Genomic DNA, 19798 nt, shown 5'->3' with positions numbered 1-19798 from the left:
CATGCCATGCCGCTTCACTTGCTCCCACCTCCACCTGGTCTTGGCTGTCTTCACCACATGCTGCCAATAACCTTATCAAATGGAGATGGAATCGCAATAGACAGTTTTTATCGGGCATGGCATTTCTTTTACTCCGCCGTCTTGGAGCTGCGCTTCATCGCTTTTCGTCACGATCATCTTAAAAGATGTGACCTGATTCACGATGAGGTCACTTCCTAGCCGGGAGCGTCCGGCCCTAAGCGCAGGCGCAAGCTTCGGTATCCGCTGGGCGTCATCTCCGTATATCGTTTGAACGTATGGCAGAAGTGGGACATATCGTGGAACCCCGCCAAGGCTGCGACCTCTGTAATAGGGAGTTCGCTGCTCTGAAGCATCTCCTTCGCCTTATTGATGCGATAGGCGACCAGAAATTCATGGACGGATACGCCCGTGTCTTGCTTGAATATTTTATACAGATAGGAACGGGACAAATGAAAATGCGCACATAAATCCTCCGTACGCAGAGGCTCCCGATAATGCTCCTTCATATAGCCCAGGATGCCCTCGACATACCGCTTCCGCTCGCCAGCTCCCGGCTGCAAGGGACCGGGATCCGTCCGGTATCGGCCCAGCTGCATAAACAGCTGCAGAAGCAGCCCCTTCGCGGCAAGCTCGAACCCCGGCTGCTGCTCCTGGACCTCCCGCTCCAGCTCGCTGAGCGTTCCCTGCAGGGCCAGCAGCTGGCGGGCATTTAATTGAGCATGCAGCGAATCGCTATCCTGTCCCGGAAGCCACTGTCCGATCCAGGACGTTATACTTGCGTCTCCCTCGCACAATCCTTCCAGGTAGCTTTTCTCTACAGCCACGATAAAACGATGAAAAGGTGTGTCTAGCTCCGGTCGCGATCTATGCAGCGCCATCGGACTTACGACGGTGAGCGTTCCCGGCCCCAAGGTATGGATGCGCTCGCCGGCGATGTAAGTGCCGCTCCCCTGTACGCACACATACAACTCATATCCGCTGTGCGAATGAAAGCTGCGTTGGTATAGGCTCGTCGTCCGGAACGAGCAGTGAACCGGAAAGGCCGAGAGCGTCTGATTCGTCCACTCATCAATCGCATGCTTCGCGTCTCCCTTACCCGCAAGGCGGCGGGACAGCGGATTGTTATTCGAGTCTAGTGGCAGCACCATGCTTGACCTCCTTCCGGTTCAGTTGTTTATAGACGATCCCCCAACTTAACGAGAGCATTCGCCAAGCTCTGCGGCCGTCTTTGTCGTATAGTTATTTTAGTACAATTTTCCATAAAGGAGGAATACTAAAAATGTCACCTACACTTGCATCTGAGCTCGTCAAGCAAACCGCAGACCGATTGTACCGCTATATGCTGGAGGATCACACGGGGAATTGGGGCCTGGATATCCACCACTGGGACTGGGTACCTGGCGTCGGCGTGATCTCGATGCTTGCTTATTACGAAAGCACGGAGCAGACGGAAATCCTCGATCAGCTAACCGGGTGGGCTCGCCAAAACCTGCACAAGTCGGAGCAGCTGAAGGTCATCAATTCGATGGCTCCGTTCGCTATTTTCCCTGCGCTTTACCGCCATACGAAGGATCCGATTTTCCTGGAGACCTCCGAGCGCATCGGGAAATGGATGCTGACGGAAGCGCCCCGCACCCGGGAAGGCGCATTCGAGCATACCGTCACCGAAAACGCAAGCTTCCCGGAGCAGGTATGGGCGGACACGATCTTCATGGCCGTGCTATTCCTGGCCAGACTTGCCCGCCTCACCGGAGATGCCGCCTACGCGCAGGAGGCCGTTCGCCAGCTCGATCTCCACTTGGAGCTGCTGCAGGACAACGATACCGGAGTGCTCTTCCACGGCTGGAACAGCATCGCCCAGGATCATATGTCCGCTGCGCGCTGGACAAGAGCCAACGCCTGGATCGCCGTCGGCACGCCTATGATCGTCCGGGAGCTGCATGGACTGGCCGAACTGCCGGAAAATACGCTTGAGCGGTATCGCTCCATGATGCGAGGGCTGCTCCGTTATCAGCAAGCGGACGGCTTATGGGCCACCGTGATGGATCAGCCGGGCTTCTACCCGGAGACCTCGGGCAGCGCGGGAATTGCCTGCGGCCTCCTGCTTGCGGGCAAGCTGGGTCTGCTGGAATCCGGCGCCGGCGGCAAAGAAGCCGCCCTTCGGGCGGCTCAAGCCGTGATCGACAAGGTGCTCCCCAGCGGCGAAGTCACCGGCGTATCCGGGGGTACCCCCGTTATGCCTTCCATTGAAGCCTATAACGACATTCCATGCTACCCTGCGCTGTACGGGCAAGGACTTGTCTTGATGCTGCTTGCCGAGCTGCCAGATCATCTTTAATCGACATCGTTAGTTCGGATGCTTGTCGTTTGGCTTCAAGCTTACCGACAGGCGCAGCCCCTCTTCCTCAGCTCCGGTATCGGCCGCTCTTACCGTCACCAGCCCCTCTTCTTCCCGGGCCGACAGCAAGAGCGGCTTCTTGGCCGTCTCGTCGCCCATGGCGACCGAGAACAGAAAAGCGGCCTTATCCAGCGCTTTAAAATCGATCCTCTCCCGTTCTCCCGCATAGATAACCAGGTCCAGTCCAACCCGGTCCGGCTGACGAGTCACTTCCCATCCCCATCCGGCAGACCCCGGTGAAGATCCCTGATGACCGCAGCCGGGCGAAGGTGCGCCATCCCCCTCGAAGGCAGCATAGACGCTTTCGAAGCGAAGCGGCAAGCCATCGATAAGCACATGCGCCACCGTACCTGCTTGCTCGAAGTCTACGCCCTCCAGGCGGCCGCCGAATTCCATGCGCAGCCGGAAATCCGACGCGTCGATAGCGCCTTGAATCCGGTCCAGATTCGGATGCGTGTCCCCGCCGTCCGTCAGGAAGCTGACGCCAAGCAGCAGGTGGCCTTCATGCCAAGCGGTGGTGAGAACAGCCGAGCAGTAATCATACCCGTCATGCAGGCAGCGCATGTGCAGGTAGGTCGGCAGCCCGCCGTTGTCGAAGTAAGCAACCATCCCACGCGTCTGGTTCCACATAATCTCATGACCGAACAACCCGACCGCATACCTTGGCGTAAGATGGGTCTGGGCCCACTTCTCGAGTCCGGTCTCCTCATTGCGATAATAGAGCTGCTTCAGCGTCCGCTCCTCTTCCCGTTCGAATAGCTCCATATAGCGGTCCGGGCATCGGATTCGGGCGTCGTACCATTCCGGATCATATACAAGCTCCTCCGGCGGGAAGAAAGCCAGCTTATTGCCGGTTCCCATCTGCAAAAACGACTTGGCATTGTTCCTCAGCAGCGTGCTGTAGCTGCGGCTGTGCGGGCCGGCCCACTCCGCAGTTCGAGGGTGATAGTGCTCGGCCACCATCTTCCATGCCATATCCAGCAGCCCGTCCGCGATGTCCCTTGCACGGGAGCTGGCGGCGTACCTTCGAATTTTCGAAAGCTCCACAATGGCGATGATGGAATACGACGGACTGTTGAATTCCTGGAAAGCCCCCAGCTTCTCCGTATAGCGCTGGAGCTTCTCCAGCCGTTCCAGTCCGTACTCGGCATAGTCCTGACGGCCATACAGCTCACCTGCGATCAAGGTCACGAATGAACCCATCATCGCAATATTCGTATAATGAGGCCCCATATTCCGGCGAATAATGGCATCGCAGGCGCGGCTTATCGCTTCGCGGACCCGCTCCTTCAGCGCTTCGGGCAGTTTATGCCCGTGGCGCGAGGCGACCATCACAAGCTCCTTGCCGCAGAAGTCGGCCCAGTTCCAGTCCGGGGGAGCCATCTGGGCGAGAGGCTCCTCGTAGAACCAGGGCCATATCCCATAGGTTTCGCTTTCAGGGTCGCGATCCTGCAAATCAAGCACGCTGTCCAAGATATCATAAGCCCTCTGCTCATACTTCGGCGCTTCCGAATTCAACAGGGCGACCGCATAATGCAGCGACGGATAAGTCGGATGAGTGGTCGGATACTTCTCCGCAGTCAATGTGGTATGGTATCCCGGGCTGTCGAAAGCCCGCCGAAGCATCCTCACTTGAGGATCATATTCCCTTTCTCTGGATTCGATCGCACGAATCAGCAACGCCTTATCATCAAGCACAGTCTTGTTGGCACTCATCTCATAAATCCTCCATTCATCCGCAGGAAGCAGGAATAACAACGGGAAGGCTGCCCTCCAGATCAGAGCAACAACCTTCCCGACGAGTCCATCCTTACCGCTTGGCTTCTATTATTTCAGAAAATCCTTGTTTTTCTCATACCATTCCTGCGCCAGCTTCTCGACATTGTCGCCGCCCAGACGCTTCCATTCCTTGCGGACCTCTTCGATAGCCGCTTCCGGCGTCATCGCCCCGCCGCCGGTGACGGCCTTCACTTCGATTTGCGTAGCAATCGGATGGAAGGTCGCGATCAGCTGGCTCACCTCGGGGAGATCCGGGCTATAGGCGATATCTCTGCGGTATTTGTTTTTTAATGCCGTATTCAGCGACTGCGTTTTCAGCTTGGCGTATTCTTGAGAAACCTCGTCCTGGGCGGACATGGCCGGGAACCAGTCGGCTTCAATGCTGAAGTCGCTCACAACCGCGTATTCCAAGGCATAGGACACTTCCTTGCGGTACTTGTCGGCATCGAGTCTTTGCGGAATTTTTCCGTCTACCAGCTTGTAATGGACATTTTCTTCGCCGTACTTCATGTACATATCGCCTTTTTCCATCATCCAGTCCAGGAACTTAATGGCGGCTTCGATTTTGTCTTCCTTCATCTGGCTGTTGAAGGCCACCAGAATGTTCGCGGGAAGCTCCTGGTACAAGCCGTTTTTGCCATACTTGCTCGCTACCGGCTCCATCGGAACCATCTTGGCATCCGGCACATTCTTCTTCAGATCCTTGAACTCGTTCTCCATGTTCCAGTTGCCGAAGTAGATCCCTGCCTTGCCGGTCGTCCACATCTGGCGGGCGCGCTGGAAGTTGCTGTCGGTGATATATTCCTTATCCAGCAAGCCCTGGTCGAACAGCGACTTCTGATAAGCAATGGAGTCCTTGTAGCGATCCAGCGTTCTCCCGAACTTCAGCTTGCCCTCATCCAGGTACCATTGGTTCTCATTCACGGAGAAAAGCGCTCTCAGGATTTGAACCGCGTTGCCATTGAATACGATCGGCACCGTGTCCGCCTTGCCATTGCCGTCCGGATCGGACTCCTTGAATTTCTTGGCGACCTCGATCAGCTCTTCCGTCGTCGTCGGCGCTTTCAGGTTCAGCTTATCGAGCCAGTCCTGACGAATCCAAATCCCGTGATTGGCGATGACTTCAATGCTTCTGGCGCTGGTAATCGCATACATCTTCCCGTTAATGGTCATAGCTGACTTCAACTCAGGATGCTCCGCCAAATATTTCTTTAACGTCGTGCTGTATTTCTCGATATACCCGTCAATCGGCTGAATCGCGCCTTGGTTGGCCAATTGGGCGATATAGTTCCGGTCGAACTCCCAGATCAGATCGGGCGCGCTGCCGGAGGCGACCAATGTGCTGAGCTTCTGCTGAGCCTGCCCGCGGGGGACAGGAACCCACGTTACTTTAGCCGGGGCATTCTCATTAATCCACTTCGTCCAGCGGTTGTTCTCGTAGCTGCCTTCCTCTGCCGCAATGACTCCGCGGTCGAAGGCGGAGATGCTTATTTCTTTTTTCGGGCCGGCTGGCGCGGGCGTTGACGCTGGCGCATCGCTTCCTTGCGGCGCCGGAGCTCCGCCCTCTGTAGTCGTCGTATTCGAGCTGCAAGCTGCCAGCATAGCGAGAGACAAGCCTGCTGCCAGAACCGGCTTCCAGGTAGGATTAGATCGTTTCAAATGATTCATCCCCTCAATGTTTTTTTATATATCGAAGGACAGTTAGCCCCATGATATCAACCTTTTACCGAGCCGATCAAGACGCCTTTGACGAAATGCTTCTGCAGGAAAGGGTACACCATCAGGATAGGAGTAACCGCGATGACGATCGCCGCCGCCTTGATCGCCTCCGGGGTCAGCGTGATCTCTGCAACCCCTTCGCTCCCGCCCGCGCTTTGCAGCAAATTCTGATCGACCTGCATGATCATCTGATACAGCTTGAGCGTCAGCGTCTGCAGCGACGACTTGGTGATATAGAGCATCACGTTGAAGTAGGAGTTCCACCAGCCGACCGCATAGAAGAGGGACAACGCCGCCATAATCGGCTTGCACAAGGGCAGTATGATCTGGAGCAGGATGCGCCAGTCGCCCGCACCGTCGATAGCGGCCGATTCCATCACTTCCTCCGGCAAGCCCTCCATGAACGTTTTCATGACGAACATGTTGTACGTACTGATTAAGGAAGGCAGCCACAGCGCCCAATACGTATCCATCAGGCCTAATGATTTCACCAGGATGAAATTCGGGATAACGCCCGACACGAACAGCATCGTGAAGGTGATAAACATGAGCAGCGCATTGCGCCCCATCAATCTTCGCCGGGACAGCGGATAGGCCGCAAGTACCGTAAATGCCATATTGAAGACCGTCCCGACGATGGTGACCAGCACCGTATTGCGCAATGAAATAAAAAGCTGTCCGTCCTCAAAAAGACGCTTGTAAGCCTCTATATTGAATTCTACCGGCCAGAAAGCCACTTCCCCTGCCGTAATGGCTCTGCTGCTGCTGAAGGAGGAGACGATTTCGTACCAGAACGGGTATAACGCAATCAACGAACAAAAAGCGAGAATGATATAATTGGCAGACATCCCCACACGCGACAGCAAGGATTCCTTAGCATTCTGCATGTCTTACCACAACCCCCGTTCCCCGAAGACCCTGGTCAGCCGATTGACCCCAATGACCAAGATCAGGCCGACTGCCGATTGAAACAGTCCCAAAGCCGTCGTATAGCTGTAATTCATGTTCTGCAAGCCGACCCGGTACACATAAGTACTGATGACGTCCGCGACGTCCAGAACGGACAAATTCTGCAGCACCAGCGTTTGCTCCAGCCCTACATCCATCATGTGACCCATGCGGAGAACGAGCAGAATCGCGATCGTGCTGCGTATGCCGGGCAGCGTGATATGCCAGATCTGACGAAGCTTGGAAGCACCGTCCATCTTGGCCGCCTCGTAGAGCTGCGGGTCTACCGAAGCCATGGCCGCCAGATACAGGATCGTGCCCCAGCCCGCTTCCCGCCATATACCGGATAAGGTATAAGCAAAGGGCCACCAGGCTGAGCTGGCCATGAAGTAGATCGGCTCAAGGCCGAACACCTTCGTCAGCAGCATGTTGACGACGCCTGTACTCGGGGAAAGCATCGCAATGAAAATTCCGCCAAGTACAGCCCAGGAAATAAAGTGAGGCAAGTAAAGCAAATTTTGAACGGTCCGTTTGTACCATTCCTTGCGCACTTCATTAAGCAGCAGCGCCAGGAGGATGGGAACAGGGAATCCGAAAACAAGACTGTATACATTGAGCAATAACGTGTTTCTCAACACTCGCCAGAAATCAACGCTTTGGAATAAGCTTTCGAAATGCTTGAAGCCCACCCATTTGCTACCGAAAATGCCATCGGCAAACCGATAATCCTTGAAGGCAATAATCTCGCCGACCATCGGAGCGTATTTGAATAGTAAATAAAATACGATTACAGGCAGAAGCATCAGATACAGATGCCGATCCCGCTTCAGGCGGCCTCGGAATGTCGACTGGTTCGGTTTCGCAGAAACCAGCCGCCGCTCGCCGACTCCCCCGTGGGGACCTGTCACTCTCTCCTCCATCATTTTGGTTCACCCTTTCGCAATGTGCCCCGGCTTTCTTACCGGCGATTCGATCGTACCCTGCTGCGCCGGGATTGAAAATAGACACGTCTTGGACTCGGGTGTATTTTCTTATCCAAATGCCCGGTTACTTTTTTTGCACACCGTGCATTTATTTAAGGTGACGCGTGACATCCTCAGCTGCGGTGCGGGTTTGCGGGAAAAGCCGCAAAGAAACAGCAGCCTTCCCTCTCCCGGGAAGACTGCCGTTCTTCGAACCGATTTAGTTCATAGAGGCTACGCTCACACTCTTGTTCGAGTAAATGAATACAGGCGCGCCTGTGATCTTGACCTCTACAGTGCCCGCCGTCGCCGGCACATACTGATGGCTGCCGTCAATGCCGACTACGCTAACCCCGGCATCCGTCGTTGTCAGAACAGCCGTCTTACTCGTCGTGCTGGTCGTTTCCCAGCTGGCGTCCCACAACGCGGTGATGTAGCGGTTTTTCCGCTCATCCCAGAACTTGTAGCCGTAATACGGATTGCTGATATTGGTTACTTCCCCCAGGTAATTGGCATACCGGAGTGCTCTGACAAGCGTATAGTAGCCGTAGTAACTTGGCTTTGGAACCCCGTGCCAGTCAATGATCCCGAAATTTAGCTCGATCTCAGCCGGGTTGGTCCCTCTATCCTGGAAATTATGCCAGAACACCGACTTAATGCCGCCTGCAATAGAATGCATATAAGCACGGGCCAAGTAATTTCTTTGGGTCGGTCGATCTACCGCCTTCATGAACTGTTGCTGTCCATTGAACGTGCTCCATCCGATCTCGGTGAATACAATGGGCTTGTCCGCATCGCCGCGGCTGGCCATCAGCGCTTTCAGGTCGCTGATCTTGGAGATCAGCTTCTCAGGCGCTCCATAGACTAGCCCCGTGACGGGGGCATCCGCAGACTTCACATAAGGGTGAACGTCCATCACATCGAAATACGTTTTGACCAGCGCTCCATTCTGCCCGTCGGAATCATACATCTGCGCCAGATAATTAAGCGTGCCTGCGTCTACCCCATGAAGCGCAGGTTCAACCAGCAGGTTCCGGCTGTCGATCGCCTTCAGCGCGCTATGGTTGCTGCCGATAGCCGCGGCCACTTGAGCTGGAGTTTTGTAGCCGGTGGAACCAACCATATCTGGCTCATTGAAGGTCGAGAATGTCCATGCTCCATGCTCGTTGTCAGCAGGCTCTTTGCCCTCACCGTGGTAGAACATGTGGAAGCTTACCCCGCGTCTTCCATATTCCTTTTTAACTTCATTATTATGATCAGACCATCTGTTCTTGTGGATGCCTCCGATTTCTTTCAGAAGCACCATCTTAGTTGTCATATTTGCAGCCTCATTGGGATGCTTGGTGTACTTCTCTTCGTAACCATATGGAGGATCGTTGACCGCGAATATATCGCCTGCCACAGCGCCGCCAAGGATGCTTGGAGTCGTGATGCGGATCGTCGTCACATCCTTCCTTTCCGCCCCTGCTGTTTTAAATGGAGTGACGGCGATATAATAGGTAGTTTCAGGCTTCAGCGCAAAATACGGCGTGTATTTAACTTCCGATTTATCCATATTCATCTTGTATGTTAATCCGGTAACGGTTGTAAAATCGGTCGTTTCCACGTATACCCTGTACTTATTAACGTTATTAGCAACATGGTTGTAGCTGGACCAGTCCAGATAAGCGACGCTGTAATTTTTCAATTCCGCTCTGAGCTCCACTTTATCGGGAGTCCCGTCCGTTGACTCGGGTGTCTTATACGGCGTCCAGCCCCAGATGGCGATTTCGCCGATCGTCAGCTGCTCGGAGTCATGCGCATTGTGCATGACGATCTTGACGAACTTGGCATTTTTCCCGGAAACGCCGGATGATGCCGTATTGACCATCGCATTCGCTGTACGGCTGTTTGTATTGGCCGTATAACCGAGCGAAGTATAGTTCCACCCGTCGTTGCTGACCAGCACCTCATAACCGTCCATATAATGGTTGCTGTCGGCCAGGGTCCACACATCGATCGTTCCGACTTGATAATCGTTTTTCAAGTCGAATATGACCGCTCCGAACGTCCCCTGCGAGCCCGGGGCAGAGCTGACCGTCGTGTCTGCCGAGGTTTCGGTGCTGGAGCCGTCGATGAGATCGGCAATCCCACCCACGCCGTCGTTGACAGCATCGTTGTCGGTCGCGATCAGGCCCGCCTGGGTTACGAAGGGCTGAGCCGTCACCCAGGTATAGGAGGCGTTAGTCGGCAACTTGGGAGTGCTGGTATTGTACGGGCCGGATGATCTTAGGGAATTATTGCTGAGAAGCGATTGTTCCCCGGCTTCATCTCCGTAAACCGCCACCTCGCCAAGCCGCATATTGAACTTGAGCTCGTCTTTGTGCATAATGACCTTGATATATCGGGCAAACACAAAGGGCTTGACGGCAAGCTCGACAGGGGCGAAGCCGGTATTCGGCGCATTCGTGTTCTCACCGGTTCCTACAGGGTTGTAGGTCAGTCCGTCGATACTTGCCAATACCTCGAACTTTTTCATTCCGCTATTGGCTGCCGTATCCGCCCATACCTTAACGGTTGACACCTTATAGACCGCCTTCAGATCGTAGATCAGCGTCCCGTAAGCAGCCGTGTTGCTGGCCCAGGCCGAATTATTACTGAAGCTCCCATCCGGGCCGTTGATGCCGTCGGACATGTCCGGAGGCCCGTCGTTATCGGTCGAAATAATAGTCGCATCGGTGGCATGTATGCCTTCCGTCAGCCAGGAATAATCCGCTCCGGTAGGGTGCGTCGCGGTTCCGGCAGGAAACAAAGAGGACCCCACTGCGTTACCGCTTAGCAGCTTCTCTGCGGCCGAAGCATGGGCTACATCCGCTTTTCCTGCCGGTATGGCGATGGAGGCGATTAAAGCCGCGCTCAGCGTCAAGTTTAGAACGATTTTCTTCCAAGATTTCATCTCCTATACTCCCTTCATCCTCCAATGGATCGGAATTGGTGAAACGCTTTCATTTGGTGATATTCCCTTTCCTGTATCCTCCCTCCACTCGTTCTACATCATTTCTTTGCTGCTCCTCCTTCCGCCGGAACGCTCCGCTTTCCCCCAAGCGGGCGCTATCATCGTAACCCTTGCAGAGTTTGACGGAAACGGACAAATTGTATCCTGTATGTCTTTATTTGCATCCCTCAATATGACATCTTTTACACTTAATGCTATTTCTTATGTATCAAACGCTCATAAACCCGCCAGTCATGGACAAAAGAAAGGACTCTCCTCTAACGTCATCAACATGACTTAGGGGACAGTCCTTTATTCGGGGGTCATCTATCTCCTACCATCGAAGGCCTTGTGAGCGACATGCTCTACGCCGGCGGGCCTAGGCCTCGCCCCGCTCCCGTTCATACAACACAAAGTCGTAGTCATAGGGATTCTTCTCGTTCCGTATGCCCGGCTCCCGGGTCACCTCGCGCCATACGCCAGGCTCCAGCTCAGGGAAAAACGTATCGGCGGCGAACGTATGCCGGATCTCCGTCACATACAGCCGGTCGGCATACGGCATCAGCAGCCGGAATACCTCCGCGCCGCCAATGACGAACAGCTCCTCGCCCGCCTTCTCGCCGCCGCGGCCATACCGCTCCACCGCCTCCGTCACCGAACGGATCACCTGGCAGCCCTCTGCCCGGAAGTGCTCATCCCGGGTCAGTACGACGTTCGTGCGTCCCGGCAAAGGCTTGCCGATGGAATCATAGGTTTTGCGCCCCATGAGAATGGTACCACCCATGGTCGTCCGTTTGAAAAATTGCAGGTCGGCAGGCAGATGCCAAGGCAGCTTGTTCTGATAGCCGATGCCCCTGGCCTCGTCCATCGCCAAAATAAAAGATATCGTCATGCGTTACTCCTCCTAGACCGCGATCGGCGCCTTAATGACCGGATGCGACTGATAGCCGTCGAGTACAAAATCCTCGAAGCGATAGTCAAAGATCGATTCCGGCTTGCGCGTCATCGTAAGCTTCGGCAGCGGATAAGGCTCTCTCGACAGCTGGAGCTTCACTTGCTCAAGATGATTGGAGTAAATATGAACGTCGCCGCCCGTCCAGATCAGCTCGCCGACTTCCAGATCGCATTGTTCCGCCACCATATGAGTCAGGAGCGCATAAGAGGCTATGTTAAATGGAAGCCCCAGGAACGTATCGACCGATCTCATCTGGAACATGCAGGATAGGCGGCCATCCGCCACATAGAACTGAAAGGCATAATGGCAAGGCGGCAGTGCCATGCCCTCCACTTCCGCCGGGTTCCAGGCGCTGACCAGATGCCTGCGGGAGTCCGGGTTGCGCCTGATTTGTTCGATGACCGTACTGATCTGATCGATGACTTGTCCGTTCGGACCAAGCCACGTGCGCCATTGCGCACCGTACACCCGTCCCAGGTTCCCCTCCTCATCGGCCCATTCATCCCAGATCGTAACGCGATTTTCATTCAAATAGTGAATATTCGTGCTGCCGCTCAGAAACCATAGCAGCTCATGGATGATGGACTTCGTATGCATCTTCTTGGTCGTCAGCAGCGGAAACCCTTGCTGCAGGTCAAATCTCAACTGTCTTCCAAACACGGAAACCGTCCCTGTGCCGGTGCGGTCTTCCTTCTCAACCCCATGATCCAATATATCCTGAAGCAGTTCCAAGTACGCCTTCATCTAGCCACCTCATTCTGGAATAATGACTATCATTATAGCGTACCTGTAAAATCAAATGTAGTCCTTGCCATTAAATTCATGGCGCATTAGGCTTATATGCCCCGAAGCGGCCAGCGCTGTCGGGGCATTCTCTTCTATCCTGTCTAAGGTGTGACAACCTGGAAGTTGTCAAATACGCTCGTCAGATCGCTCGTCCGCAGTCCGACCGAGCCGCTCGTCAGGCTGCCATCGCTCGCCGAGATGGTCTGGATCCCGTTCACGTATCCTTTGATCGAGCTTCCCTTCAGCTCAAGGCGAAGCAAATACCAGGTGCCCGGAGAGGCGAGCAGATCGGTTTCCGCCAATTTCGTCCAGACGCCGCTCACTTTTTTGTACAATTGAACCTTGTTGGCTTGATAATTGAGCCGCAGCGTATACATCGACGTAAAATCGGCATTCGCCCTGGCCACGAGGCCTGCTGTCGCTACTTTGGAGGCATCGTTCTCATAGGCTTTGAGCGCCGCTGTTACGGAAACATCCGAATAGTTGGTGCCCGCTGCCGAAGTTTCGGCAATCCCGGCAGCGGACTGCTTCAGTACAGGCGTCAGATCATGAGCCACCGACCAGCTGCCGCTAAGCGGCGTCCATTGGGCTGCCGTTCCGCTTTGGAACCCGTCGCCGAACGCGATCGGCTCGAACATCACCGCATCGGCGCGGTGGTTGCCGCTGGAAGCAGCCGCGGTTAACCGGACATAGCCGCTCGTACCCGCATTAAAGTAAGCGCTGTCAATTTTCCGCCACTGGCCCGTGCTTGTCGCAAGCACCTTCTGGTCCGCGTATACGGTATTGGAGCCTCCGCCGTGAACTACCGTATACTCCGCATTAGGCGAGGAGGTGTCATGCAGCGGATAGCGCACATACACATTATAGTACCCGGCTGCCGGTAGATTCGGCGTCCAGCGCGCCGTACTTCCCGCGGTGCTGCTCCATCTCGAGGTGCCCCCGTAGCTGCCGGGCAGCGAGCTGCTCCCCCAAGTGCCGGACTCCGCATACGCAGGGCCGCCGTCGCTATTATCGACGATGATAACGGAGTTCGCTTTAACCGGTCCGCTAACGTTGGAGTAAGGGGAGTACACATTGTCTAGATTTTTCGCCCGGATGCGGTAGTAATAACTGGAGCCTGCCGCTGCAGAGGCATCGTCGAACAGAGCGGCGCTCCATGTATGATGACGCGGTGTAGTCATGTCATCCGTGATGCTCGTGCCGACTACCGTCCAAGGACCGGATGCGGAGGCTGCGCGTTCTACATCGTAAGAAGACGCTCCGGCCACGCCTAGCCATGAAAGCGCATGCACGGAATCGGATGGAAACAGAACTGGCGCAGCGGGCGCAGGCCACGCGGGCGTACTCAGGCCCTGTATGGAATGGGCGCGGTCGCGCATGATTTCTGTAATCGCCGACTCATTGGCGGCGCTGGCGAAGCCGGGATAGCGTAAATACGACCAGCCGTTCAGATAAGGGAAATGCCAGCCGCCCATCCTGTGGTGGTGCATCGAGCCCCAGTACATAGCGCCTGCCGTTCCGTTGGTCTGCACGGTATCGAGCAGTTGCTCGACCTCAGTCGGTGTATAATCGCCGAATTCCCCGATAATGAGTGCCTTTTTGCCCAGCGTCGCATTTCTCCAGGAGGCCAACTGCGTAGCCATATCCACCAGATGATATTTGTAAATATGCGGATCGATGATATCGATGTTCACGTTATTCACGGCATTCGGCCGAATGCCCTGTGCACGCACATAACCGCCATCCGACAACAAGTGGTTAGGGTCGACGGCTTTCACATGCGCCGCCATTTCCGTAACCCAGCTGTCCGTAGAGTACAGCTCATTGCCAAGCTGCCAGGCCAGTATGGACTTGTCATCCTTGTACTTCGTGCCCGTGTACGTATTGGTACGGTTAACCACATAGGTGATGAAGTCTTTAAAATCCTGCTTAACGACAGCATCCGTATAAAACTCGGACCCCGTCTTGCCGCGGAAGGCCGCCCAATCGGCCACGCCGCCGATATAGTTATGGCTGTCCACAAACGGTACGATAAGCCGGATGTTATGATCGTTGGCTAGTTGCAGGATACGGTCAAACAGCTTGAACGCCTTCTCATTATAATCGCCCGGACCCATCACATGACGGAAGGTGCCCTCGGGATCGCTGGCCATCTTCACCTCAAAGGGATACAGGCGAAGCACTTGAATGCCGGATTGGCTCGCAGCGCGTATCGCATCCTCGATCTCCTTCGGATCGGTCCATGCTCTCTCCAGCAGCGGCTCGTTCGTTCCGATGAAGCGAAACGGGGTCGTCCCGTCCATAAGCGTATCGCCGCTGCGCGTAATAAAGTCCGTGAATCCGGCTCGGACAGGAGCCGGGTTCCAGACAACCGAGCATGCGGATGCAACCAATGCGATCGACAAGGGCAGCGTACATGTTTTCAACCAGTTGATCAAATCGAATTCCTCCTCTGATTTCACTTCTAGTTGCTCCTTCTAAAAACCTGCTTCATTCGTTTAGGCTAGGCATCACCCCCCTTCAAGCAGCAGCATACTCAGACCGTGACGATGTTCGATTCCGGTCCGAATCCATAGTTCTTGTCCCCTTGGCGATGGTACGCCTTTACCAAGTACTCCGTTCCCGGCAGCGGATTGTCCTTGACTTCATACGAGGAAGCCTCAGGAAGCTCGATAAAGCCTATCCGCTCGAAAATAGTCCCCACGCTCTGTTCGCTCACAGACTGTCGGCTCCAGATGGTGTAGCCGGTCACATTCCCGGTTACGGGTATCCACTCCAGAATCGTCCCCTGCCCGTCGGTTCGGCCGCTCAGTTGGACCGCTTGATGCGGCGCCGGCATAACCGTCACTTCGGTTGCAGCCCTCACCGACAGATTGTCGATATAGCGAACGCCAACGACCACGACCCTCTCCTCCTCCACGTACGGTGCCGTATAAACCCCATCGGGGGATACGGTGCCGATATGGACGTTGCCGCCGACCGTATCGTTGACCAGCCATTCCAGCTGTCGCAGGTCCTGTTCTTCGGCCTCTGTGTTACCGGGCAGCGCGGCAAACCGGTAAGTAAAGCCGCTTTTCACGCGGACCGGCAGCGTATGCCGCCTATGCTCTTCGGGAGAAGCGGAATGAAGCGCTTCCGTGATTTCGCTCGGCCATAACTCCAGCTCACCTGCAAACCGCCGGCTTCCGATCTCCGTCGCAAACCACAGGCTGGCCAGATTCGCGTAGCCATAGAACTCCCAGTACTGGAACTGGGCATGATCATTGGAGCCGGAGATGCAGTTGAAGCCGTTGCATACCGCACCCGGATACGCCTTGCCTACGGTGTCCGCCTTATACTGCTGCGATGGAATGTTGCCGGATAAGCCATAGATCGCCCCGATGCCCAGCGGATTGCAGCCCGTGAAATAATAGGCGTGATTCCAGGCCGCATCGAGCAGCTCCCGGTCGCCGAGCAACCGCCCCGCCTTCATCAACAAGGCGCCATTGGCCAGCTGGTGGAACATGCGCCCAATCTCTCCGTGATATTGGTAGCTGAGCGTACCTTTCTGCCGGATCAAGCCGGCGCTGCCGACCTTCATCGGCGTCAAGCCATACACGTTTTGCTTAGAGATCGCCAGCAAGTAGTCCCTGGCATACGACTCGATGGAGGCCCGCCACTGTTTACCTGCCTCGATCTCCTCGTCTCCGAACAGATCGAGCATCCGAAACAGGCCCTGGTACAGCCAAGGTACGATCATAATTTCCTGCTCGGGCTTCTCTCCCCAGGGACTCCGGGTCTCGCTGTCCAGCGAGCTGTACTTCCCATATCTCGGCGTAATGCCGATCCAGGGATCGTTGTCCGGCGATCCGGTGTAACGGTACCAGCCCCGGGCGTTCAAGATGCCGTCGCCATGCCAGTCCTTTACCTGCAGCTGCATAAACCGGCCGGCTTCTTCCATCGCACGCTCCTTATACAACGCTTCGCCCGTCAGCTCGTGCATCAAGGCATTCAGCCACATCCAGGCGGATAGCGAATACTTGGCCGGGTAGGGCGAAAACCGCTGCTCTATGCTGCGATAACCGCGGATGACCAGCTGCTTGACCCGTTCGAAAAACTCCGGATCACGTTCACCATACAAGAGGCAAGCTTCAGCCGGTCCGATCAGCAGGGAAGTATGAATGACCTCTTCGTTCAAGGTGCTGTATTCATAGGCGTTCTCTTCCTCATCATGGATCGGGTCGATCAGCAGCCCTTCGTCTCCGCTCTCAAAGCGGCCGTCCGTGCCGTAATGAATGTCCGGTGTGCGAATGTGAAGTCCGTGCCGCAGCAAGCCGTCTTTGCCCAGAAAGGAGAGGACGCCGTCGAGGCCCCAGCGCACCTGCTCGTAGATCCAATCCCCCGTATCCCAGAACGGATCCGTTCGCTTCAGCAGGCAGTACTGCGCTACGATAAGCGAGGCATTGCAGAAGCGGCGCAGGTCGTCGCCGTCAGCGAAGCCTTTGCCGATATAGCGGTACTGTCCGTCCGCCGTCCGGGCATCGTCCCATCGGACAGCCATCGTATCGCCGTAATCGCCCACTACGCTGTCTTCTCCGACGCGTCTTGCGCCGAAGTATTGGAGGGCGATCAGCTTCTGGTACTCTCCCCATAGATGCTCGCGGATATGAAACGTCCGGAACGAATAGTCCGTCCCGATCCGGACCCGATATTCGCCTTCCCCGGTCCATTCGCTAAAGTCGCCGACTTGCACGATACCGAAGTCATCCTCGACGATCGTTAAGGCGCCGGTAAATACCGCTTCGCCGCTATCCGCCCGCAGCACCTCGAACGTATCGGCAGCAGCCGTCCCGCCGAACAGGTACACGACCTGCTTGCGGTGCTCCGGGTGATAGCCGAGCTGGGACACAAGCACCCTAACATCCGGGTCATAGTCCGCATTTTTCACAACCTGCTCCAGCGCGGGCTCGTCCAGGAATGCTAGCGGCTCGGGTGTATGCCCGGGCGGGTAGAGCTGGAGCTCAACGAGGCTTAAGAAGGCATCCTGGAATACGATACGGAAGCGGCGCGCCTGCACTGGCTCGGCGAATATAAGATGTATCGGCTCCAGGTACTCGCGGGAATAGGCCGTGCCTGCTATCGGCAGCCATCTGCCCTCGTCCTCCATCTGCAGCTCGAAGCGGACCGAGTCATCCGGCGAACCGGTTCGCCAGAAATAAAGCATCACCGATCCTACTTCCTCCCTTTCCAGCAAATCAACCTCCAGCCAGTGCGGACTGGCCATGCCGAGCCTCGGCAGCCACCGGCTTGCCTCGGAGCCGATTCCGTTTACCGCCAGTCGCGGCACATAGGGATTGCTGAAGGAGCTGGCGCGAACCGGCTTGTTCCGTGCGAGGTTAATCGCAGGTTGTACATGATCCACCTTGTTCCCTTCCTTTCTGCAGCCTAGTTTCTAAGAAAGAGCGGTCCTATTCGGACCGCAACGGCTTGCTCAGCCTTTAACCGCCGAGCTTGAGATACCCTGAATAATGTATTTTTGCCCGGCCAGGAATACCAGGATCATCGGAATAATCCCGGCTGATGTCGCCGCCATCATCCCGTTGTAGTCAATGTTAAATTCCAGAATAAAGTTCTGAAGCCCCAGCGGAACCGTGTACAGCGTCCGGTCGAGGAGAAACACCAGCGCATTCTCGTAGTCGTTCCAGTTCCAGGAAAAGTCGATGATAGCTAAGGTCGCCAAAGCCGGCTTGGCCAGCGGGATCATCAGATTCCAGAAAATACGGAAGTGTCCCGCTCCGTCGATGAACGCGGATTCCGTAATTTCTTTGGGAATGCTCATAAAAAACTGCCGTAGCAAAAACACGCCGAAGATCGTGAACAGACCGGGCAGGATGAGCGCCCAATGCGTATTATAAATGCCCAGCTTGTCGAACATGATGAACTTGGGAACGAATAGCACCTGCGGCGGCACCATCATCATTGACAGATATACCATAAATAACGTATCGCGTCCTTTAAATTCAATCCGGGAAAATCCGTAAGCGGCGAATGCCGATAGAAAGGTCGCCCCGACCATACAGATCAGTGAGATTTTCAAAGAGTTCCAATAATAGATCGCGAAGCTGTCTTTGCCTGTCCATACTTTCAGATGATGGTCGAGCAGCCAGCGCTCCGGCACCCACTTGATGGGATAAGCGAATACTTCAGCCGGTGATTTGAAGGAAGTGGTCACCATCCAGATGAAAGGCATCACCGTCACGATCGCCAGCGCCAGCATAACCAAGGTCAGCACCAGCTTGCCCCAGGACAGATTCATACGCCTTGAAGCCCGCTGGTAACCAGCGGCAGGTCGGGTCGAGGTTGTCGGGTGACTGTTCATTGCGGTCCCTCCCTTTCTTTAATAGTGTACCCAGCGTTTCTGGGCGACCCACTGCAGCATGGTGATGAGGAAGATCATCGCGAACAGCACCCAGGAAATCGCCGACGCGTAGCCCATTTCATAGTAGCGGAAAGCATTGTGGTAAATAAACAGCGACAGAATCGTCGTGCTGCTTCCGGGCCCCCCTTGCGTCACGGCTTCAATCAAGCCGAACGTTTTCATCGAGGCGATCAAGCCGGTAATCAGCAGCAGGAAGCTGGTAGGGCTGACCAGCGGGAATATAATGCTCCAGACGGTGCGCCAGGTCCCGGCTCCGTCGATCTTCCCGGCCTCCAGTAGCTCCGTCGGTACTTCCTGCAGGGCCGCCAAGTAGATGATCATGTTATAGCCAAGCATGAACCAGATCCAGATGATATCGATCGCAAACATTGACGTTTCCATCGTAGACAGCCATCCCGGAGGATTCGCTACGCCAAAGGACCGCAGCAGCTGATTAATCGGACCTTCCGTCGGTTGGAAGAGCAGCATCCAGACGAAAGCTACGGCAACGCCGCTCGTAATATAGGGCATAAAATACATAGCACGGAGCAAGCCCCTCATATAAACGCTCCGGTTCAGGATCAGCGCCACGAAAAAAGCAATCATCATCGATACCGGCACGGATGCCAGAAACAGAGCGGTATTTTTCAGCGATACATAGAACACTTCATCCTGGAATAAGCGTACAAAGTTGTCCAGACCGACGAATTGGACATCCGGCTTCGTATACTGATAGTCGGTCAGCATAATGACTAGAGAGAATAACGCGGGTATGACGAAAAACGTCAGCACTCCAAGCATATTAGGTAAAATAAACAAATATCCGGCCAAGTTCTGCTTCTTCGCCCAGTTCATCACC

At 55.2% G+C, this 19798-nt stretch carries 13 protein-coding genes; 1 reads left to right on the top strand and 12 read right to left on the bottom strand.

Going from position 1 to position 19798, the window contains the following annotated elements; genetic code table 11:
• Nucleotides 1-215: 215 nt before the first annotated feature.
• Nucleotides 216-1169, bottom strand: a complete 954-nt coding sequence (locus GSF01_RS14315) for an AraC family transcriptional regulator (protein WP_159885112.1) — start codon at nucleotides 1167-1169, stop codon at nucleotides 216-218.
• A gap of 131 nt (nucleotides 1170-1300) precedes the next feature.
• On the opposite strand from GSF01_RS14315, the gene GSF01_RS14310 reads away from it, so the two are divergent.
• Nucleotides 1301-2359 carry a glycoside hydrolase family 88/105 protein gene (locus tag GSF01_RS14310; RefSeq protein WP_159885110.1) on the top strand — a complete coding sequence of 353 codons (1059 nt, stop codon included), beginning with the start codon at nucleotides 1301-1303 and terminating at the stop codon, nucleotides 2357-2359.
• A gap of 9 nt (nucleotides 2360-2368) precedes the next feature.
• Here GSF01_RS14310 and GSF01_RS14305 read toward each other — a convergent pair whose 3' ends face one another.
• From GSF01_RS14305 to GSF01_RS14255, 11 genes are all read right to left on the bottom strand, one after another.
• Nucleotides 2369-4135, bottom strand: coding sequence for a hypothetical protein (locus GSF01_RS14305; protein WP_159885108.1), 1767 nt, complete (start codon nucleotides 4133-4135; stop codon nucleotides 2369-2371).
• 111 nt (nucleotides 4136-4246) lie between these two features.
• A complete protein-coding gene (locus tag GSF01_RS14300) occupies nucleotides 4247-5857 on the bottom strand; it encodes an extracellular solute-binding protein (protein ID WP_235941501.1) in 1611 nt (536 codons plus the stop codon).
• Nucleotides 5858-5913: 56 nt separating this feature from the next.
• Nucleotides 5914-6804 (bottom strand): carbohydrate ABC transporter permease, encoded by an 891-nt coding sequence (locus tag GSF01_RS14295; RefSeq protein ID WP_159885104.1) that lies wholly within the window; start codon nucleotides 6802-6804, stop codon nucleotides 5914-5916.
• A gap of 3 nt (nucleotides 6805-6807) precedes the next feature.
• Nucleotides 6808-7785 carry an ABC transporter permease gene (locus GSF01_RS14290; protein ID WP_159885264.1) on the bottom strand — a complete coding sequence of 326 codons (978 nt, stop codon included), beginning with the start codon at nucleotides 7783-7785 and terminating at the stop codon, nucleotides 6808-6810.
• 262 nt (nucleotides 7786-8047) lie between these two features.
• Nucleotides 8048-10762, bottom strand: coding sequence for a discoidin domain-containing protein (locus tag GSF01_RS14285; protein ID WP_159885102.1), 2715 nt, complete (start codon nucleotides 10760-10762; stop codon nucleotides 8048-8050).
• 418 nt (nucleotides 10763-11180) lie between these two features.
• Nucleotides 11181-11693: a dihydrofolate reductase gene (locus GSF01_RS14280; protein WP_159885100.1), complete on the bottom strand. Its 513-nt coding sequence runs from the start codon at nucleotides 11691-11693 to the stop codon at nucleotides 11181-11183.
• 12 nt (nucleotides 11694-11705) lie between these two features.
• Nucleotides 11706-12500, bottom strand: a complete 795-nt coding sequence (gene thyA, locus GSF01_RS14275; RefSeq protein ID WP_159885098.1) for a thymidylate synthase — start codon at nucleotides 12498-12500, stop codon at nucleotides 11706-11708.
• A gap of 143 nt (nucleotides 12501-12643) precedes the next feature.
• A complete protein-coding gene (locus GSF01_RS14270; protein WP_235941499.1) occupies nucleotides 12644-15004 on the bottom strand; it encodes a golvesin C-terminal-like domain-containing protein in 2361 nt (786 codons plus the stop codon).
• A gap of 74 nt (nucleotides 15005-15078) precedes the next feature.
• Nucleotides 15079-17943, bottom strand: coding sequence for a cellulase N-terminal Ig-like domain-containing protein (locus GSF01_RS14265; RefSeq protein ID WP_159885096.1), 2865 nt, complete (start codon nucleotides 17941-17943; stop codon nucleotides 15079-15081).
• Between the two features lie 69 nt (nucleotides 17944-18012).
• The gene (locus GSF01_RS14260; protein WP_159885094.1) at nucleotides 18013-18900 is read right to left on the bottom strand and encodes a carbohydrate ABC transporter permease; all 888 of its coding nucleotides are present in this window, start codon (nucleotides 18898-18900) and stop codon (nucleotides 18013-18015) included.
• Nucleotides 18901-18918: 18 nt separating this feature from the next.
• Nucleotides 18919-19794, bottom strand: coding sequence for a carbohydrate ABC transporter permease (locus GSF01_RS14255; protein WP_159885092.1), 876 nt, complete (start codon nucleotides 19792-19794; stop codon nucleotides 18919-18921).
• Nucleotides 19795-19798: the final 4 nt, after the last annotated feature.

It is taken from the genome of Paenibacillus puerhi, assembly GCF_009846885.1.
GTDB classification, from domain to species: Bacteria; Bacillota; Bacilli; order Paenibacillales; family NBRC-103111; genus Paenibacillus_G; species Paenibacillus_G puerhi.
This window is presented reverse-complemented; position numbering and strand designations above follow the sequence as displayed.

Bases quoted from the DNA above. Each gene is read 5' to 3' on its own strand.
- GSF01_RS14315 (WP_159885112.1), bottom strand. From the start codon at position 1,169: ATGGTGCTGCCACTAGACTCGAATAACAATCCGCTGTCCCGCCGCCTT.
- GSF01_RS14310 (WP_159885110.1), top strand. From the start codon at position 1,301: ATGTCACCTACACTTGCATCTGAGCTCGTCAAGCAAACCGCAGACCGA.
- GSF01_RS14305 (WP_159885108.1), bottom strand. From the start codon at position 4,135: ATGAGTGCCAACAAGACTGTGCTTGATGATAAGGCGTTGCTGATTCGT.
- GSF01_RS14295 (WP_159885104.1), bottom strand. From the start codon at position 6,804: ATGCAGAATGCTAAGGAATCCTTGCTGTCGCGTGTGGGGATGTCTGCC.
- GSF01_RS14290 (WP_159885264.1), bottom strand. From the start codon at position 7,785: ATGGAGGAGAGAGTGACAGGTCCCCACGGGGGAGTCGGCGAGCGGCGG.
- GSF01_RS14285 (WP_159885102.1), bottom strand. From the start codon at position 10,762: ATGAAATCTTGGAAGAAAATCGTTCTAAACTTGACGCTGAGCGCGGCT.
- GSF01_RS14280 (WP_159885100.1), bottom strand. From the start codon at position 11,693: ATGACGATATCTTTTATTTTGGCGATGGACGAGGCCAGGGGCATCGGC.
- thyA (WP_159885098.1), bottom strand. From the start codon at position 12,500: ATGAAGGCGTACTTGGAACTGCTTCAGGATATATTGGATCATGGGGTT.
- GSF01_RS14260 (WP_159885094.1), bottom strand. From the start codon at position 18,900: ATGAACAGTCACCCGACAACCTCGACCCGACCTGCCGCTGGTTACCAG.
- GSF01_RS14255 (WP_159885092.1), bottom strand. From the start codon at position 19,794: ATGAACTGGGCGAAGAAGCAGAACTTGGCCGGATATTTGTTTATTTTA.